The 5084-nt window shown below is 52.4% G+C and carries 2 protein-coding genes; one reads left to right on the top strand and one right to left on the bottom strand.

Features of this window, described 5'->3' with window-relative positions:
- Window positions 1-2961, bottom strand: a 2961-nt coding sequence (locus K2H17_RS09550; RefSeq protein ID WP_300134104.1) for a tetratricopeptide repeat protein, incomplete at its 3' end; no start/stop codon positions are given.
- Between the two features lie 324 nt (window positions 2962-3285).
- On the opposite strand from K2H17_RS09550, the gene K2H17_RS09545 reads away from it, so the two are divergent.
- A complete protein-coding gene (locus K2H17_RS09545; protein WP_300134102.1) occupies window positions 3286-4560 on the top strand; it encodes an ATP-binding protein in 1275 nt (424 codons plus the stop codon).
- Window positions 4561-5084 lie beyond the last annotated feature (524 nt).

The raw sequence follows: 5084 nt of genomic DNA, 5'->3' as shown, positions 1-5084 counted from the left end.
TGTCTCGTGGGCTCGGATATGTGTATACGAGACAGGTTCAGGGGCGGGTTCGGTAACCGGGGCTGCTTCCTGTTCAGGGGCGGGTTCGGCATACATTTCTGCTGCCGAGGGATATTCTTCAGGCGGAAGGACGGATTCGTGGGTCTCGCGGACGGTTTCTTCGCCGATGAAGCGGAAGTAGGCGTCAAATGAGCCTCCGCTCTGAAGCAGTTTCTCGAAGTTGCTTTTGCTGATCTGAACCGGGCGCACTCCTTCCGGGATGCTGACTCCGCGGTCCTGATTGAGGAGGGAGCGGTAGTGGTTTAGCTCGGCTTCGTTTTGGAAGCCTTTGACCAGCAGCAGGCCGAGCTGTCCGAAGTTCATGACTTCGAGGTCGAAGTCGCGCACCATGTAGGTGGTGAAGTTGTGGCGGGCCACGTCGAAGAGCAGCTGGTTGGGGGAGATCTGCGATGTCGAGAAGAGCAGCACGAGATAGTGTGGCTCGTCGGGAGTGAGCGTGAAGTCGATGTCAGCCAACTCTCCATCCATGAGAGTGGAGTCGTTGGTCAGACGGATGTCCCAGATCATGCTGCGCATGTTGCTTGGGCCGCTGTGGAGCTTGCGCCCCTGGGCGAGACCCTTGAGATAGGCTGAGGCCATCGGGGTCATGTCGGTTTCGGGGTAGCGTTCGAGCATCTCCCTGAGGGTCGATCCGAATTCGTCGGCCTTGTTCTCGGTGACATAGGCCAGGGCGTGGAGGAACATGAATTTCGGCACCAGCGGGGAGAGGGGATAGTCGCGGGCCATTGTCTCGTAGGCCGAGTGGACGCGGTCGTTGCGGTCGGCCAGGTAGTCGCTGTAAGCCTGCCCGTAGAGTTCCTCCTGGCGGGCGAGCATCGAGCGGAGATTGTCGATGTAGTTCGGGTCGGCCATCGCCTTGGCATATTTCGAGTCGGGGAACTCGCTGAGTATTAGCTGACGGTAGTGCTCGGCCCGGTCCGGGCGGTCGCGACGGACGTTCATGAGATACTGGTTGTAGTAGACGTCGAGACGGTAGACGTTGTCGGGATAGCGGTTCATCAGGCGGCTCCATTCCTCGTCGGCGGCGTCGAAGTCGTCGAGCTTGTCCTTGAGTATGAGACCTGAGTTATATAGCCCTTCCTGGATCACCTCGCCGGCGGTGGTCTTTTCCACGTCGGTCTTGGGGATCTGTTTCAGATAATATTCGCGATAGTGCGGATCGGCGGCTTTGGCTGCCTGCTCCTTGTCGGCATCGGAACCGTCGCCGTCAGCTTCCGCAGAGTCAGAGCCGCTGTCGGCCTCCGGGTTTTCCTCGTTGTCCTCGCCGCTGTTGAAATCGTCCATGCTGAAGGTCGATTTGTTGCGTCGGCGCCAGTCGTTTTCAAGTTTTCGCGAGCCCCAGCGGCGCTGGAAGTCGGTGCGACCGGCGTTGCGGGTGGCTGTGTTGTAGAAATACCATGACTTGTCGGCGTTGAGGGTAAACGAGGTCGGGGCGTTGGCCGAATTGCTGTTGAGGTTCGAACCCAAAGCCTCCTGCTGTGCCAGATATTCCTCGCGTTTGGCGGCTTCGGCCTCCTCTTTTTCCTTCTTCTTGAGGTCGGAGATGATCTTGTCGATCACGGCCAACTGCTGCTCTTCGGGCATGGCGGCGAGGCGCAGCAGGGAGTCGTTGAGGGTGACGTTCTGGGAGTAGACCGCCAGTTCGTCGAGCACGTCCGAGCGGCGTTGCAGACGGGCAATGTCGGGGTAGTTGTCGGGGAGCAGCGGCACGGCCTCGGCATAGCATGGCTGGGCCAGGTCGTAGCGGTGACGGTCGAAATAGAGTCCGCCGAGAGTCACCTGCGAGATGGCTTTCTCGATGCCTCCGCGGGTTGATTTTTCAGCTGCGAGCACATAGTTGGCGATCGCGTTGGCCGTGTCGCGGCGCGAGAGGTAGAGATTGCCGATGGCATAGTAGATCTGGTCGAGATACTCCTTGTTGCGGTCATAGCGGGTCATGCGCTGCAAGGCTTTGACCTCAGGAGCGATGTCGGCCCCCTGAAACACCTCGCTCTGCTTGATGCGGGCGTTGAACTTGGTGCGGTATGATGCGCCTGCCGATTTTCCGGCCTTCTTGTAGGCTTCGTAGGCCGCTGTGGCGTCACCCTCGGCGGTGTAGAGCTGGCCCAAGAGGAAGTTGAGGCGCGTTTTCTGCGGCCCGCTCGCATAGCCGATGGCCTCGCGCAACATGGGGATGGCCTTGGCATTGTCATGGGAGCGGACATAGAAGTCTGCGTAGGTGAAGCTGTAAAGTTCTTTCAGGCGGCGCGATGTCAGCCGGTCCTGCTTGACGCGCACCAGTATTGTCTCGGCCTCGAAGAGCCAGTCGAGAGCGCAGTAGCTGCGGGCCTGCCAGAGCTTGGCTTCGGTGACGGTCTCAGGGAGCCAGTTGAAATGCTTGGTGATGTAGTAGAACGTCGAGGCCGCGCCCAGGAAGTCGCCGTTGAAATACTGGCTGCGTCCCATCATCATCCAGGCGTTGTGGAGGAAGGGGTTATACTCGTCGCGTTTGAGCCACTTCTTATATTCCGGATCGTTGCTGTGGCCCGGTTTGCGGCGGGGACGTTTCTTGATACTGTGGAGCTGGATCGCCTTCTGGGCTTTCTCGATCGAGCGGGTGAAAGAGCCTGTGGGTTGCGGCGCCTTGGGGTTGGAATAGGCCTCGACGGGGTGCATCAGCACCTGGGCCGAATAGTCGTCCTCATAGGCGCGCTCCATCTCCTTGAGAGTTTCCTTGAAATGCTCGTCGCCGTTGAAGTAGACGTTATAGCGGGTGATGAAGGCCTGGTAGTTGCGGGTTGCCGCCGTATTTTTCTTGGTCGAACACGCCGAAAAGGCCGCGACCAACGCCACGACCGCCAGAAGAAGCAGCGTCCTTGCCGGAGTACGCCTCCTCCACGCTGATGCCTGGGAAAACTTCATCTTACAGATAAATAACGCGCCCGCGCGCGGAATATTGCTCACCGCCCCTCATCCTCCCAGCCTTCACCCCCTCCCAAGACATCCCGCATCCCTGACGGGATATGTTTTTTGCGTCAAAAGAATTCAGGAATGATGTAAAATAAGGCGTTCTGAGTAGCCGATTTTATGTAAAATAGTGCATTCTGAATTGCTGTTTTATGTAAAATAAGGCGTTCTGACCTAGCGGTTTTATGTAAAATAATGCATTCTGAATTGCTATTTTATGTAAAATAGTGCGTTTTGATAAAATAATGTATTATCTTTGTGCTTGATAAAGTGAATGTTATGGATAAAAGAATACTTGAAACGATATTGGCTGACCAAGCAGAGGAACTTGCACTCAAACAGACGCTGCATTTTTGTCAGCGTAAAGAGGAGGACAGGATAGATCTGAACAGTCCTCAGGCGCAGGTGGTCATAGGTGTCAGGCGTAGTGGAAAGTCAACACTATGTTACAATGCGCTTACTCGTAAAGGTGTAAAGTTTGCCTATGTCAATTTCGATGACGAGAGGTTGATTCACCTTACCGCTGATGATCTCAACGATGTCTTAGAGGTTCTTTACAAGATAAACGGCGATTTCACATACCTGTTTATTGATGAGATACAAAATATTCCGGAATGGTATTTGTTTGTCAACAGGCTTTTGCGCAAACAGATTCATGTTGTCATAACAGGGTCAAATGCAAAACTGCTCAGTGGCGAACTTGCGACGCATCTGACCGGACGTCATCATTCTATCCCGCTTTATCCGTTTTCGTTTGCTGAATACTGCGAAGTGAAAGGGGTCGATGTTGTGTCGAGAACAACTAAAGCCATCGCCGCACGACGTTCTGCCTTTGACGACTATATGCGTCAAGGTGGATTTCCGGAACTTCAGTTTATACATGATGACAGAGACTATATTGACGGGCTGGTCAACAACATACTGAAACGAGATATAGAGCAGCGTTTTAAGGTGGTCCACACCTCGGCTTTCGAGCAAATGGCTCATCATCTGTTGAATATAGCTCCGGTCGTGGCCGCTGATAAAACATTGCAGGAGACGTTCGGACTTAAGTCTCCTCACACAGTTAAAAATTATCTGAGTTATCTGAAACAAGCTTATCTGTTGGTCGGGTTGCATAAATATTCTCCGAAAAGCAAGTTGAGAATGACTGGCGAGAAAGTTTATCCGATAGATGTTGCCTTAATGAACAAGAGGGAAGATGCGTTTGCGGGCGAGAATCTCGGCTGGCGTATGGAAACAATTGTTTATCTTGAGCTTCTGCGCAGGTATAAGAGCCGGGGATTTGATATTTATTATTACAGCGACAGATCGGGAGTGTGTGATTTCGTTGTGTGTGACGGACGCAAGACTGTTCTTGCCGTACAGGTTTCCTATGACATTTCTTCCGAAAAGGTCCGGAAGCGTGAAATTGCCGGCCTTTTATTGGCCGCTAAGAAAACCGGATGTGATAATTTATTATTACTTACGGATCATAATGACGAAGAGATAATCCATGATAGCTATCGGATTTCTGTCAGACCTGTTTATGACTATCTGTTGGAGCATGAGTGAGGGTCTGTGGTAGTGGGCGACGACAATGCAGGTATCCGTATAAAAAAATTGTCCGCTGCCCCTTTCTATCAAGGAGCAACAGGACTAAAGCCAAAAGGCGTCATTGAATCGAAATAGATTCCTTTCGGTGTGAAGGGAGATCTATCCCTTTCCAATAATGTAGAGATTATATCATACTTACACTTACACCAAGTGTCCACAGTCGCCGTTGCGTCGTCACGACGGAACCGCTCAGTGCAGTTGCCTTTGTCCTTAGTCTTGAAAAAGTGAATTTAATGCGTAAAATTTCTATCAGTCCAAGGATCGCAACCGATTTGGTGTTTCTTTTCAGATGCAAAGGTAAAAAGTTTTTTGCAGCAAGGATAATCAAATATATTTTGTTAATGATTTTTAACTATTTGCCGGGCCGGGATTTCGCGGCGGGACTTGCAATCAATGTGGAGATTGCGGCTCAAGCCGAAACTACGGTGCATGAATTGATCGAAAAGTGTTAAATTTGCGGCATGAAAACCAGCGAAGCTTTT

This window comes from Duncaniella sp. (genome assembly GCF_029054785.1).
GTDB lineage: Bacteria > Bacteroidota > Bacteroidia > Bacteroidales > Muribaculaceae > Duncaniella.
The sequence above is the reverse complement of the archived record's forward strand: the minus strand, read 5'-3'. Positions and strand labels throughout refer to the sequence as shown.

Excerpts from the sequence above, each read along its gene's own strand:
- K2H17_RS09545 (WP_300134102.1), top strand. The coding sequence starts at position 3,286 with ATGGATAAAAGAATACTTGAAACGATATTGGCTGACCAAGCAGAGGAA.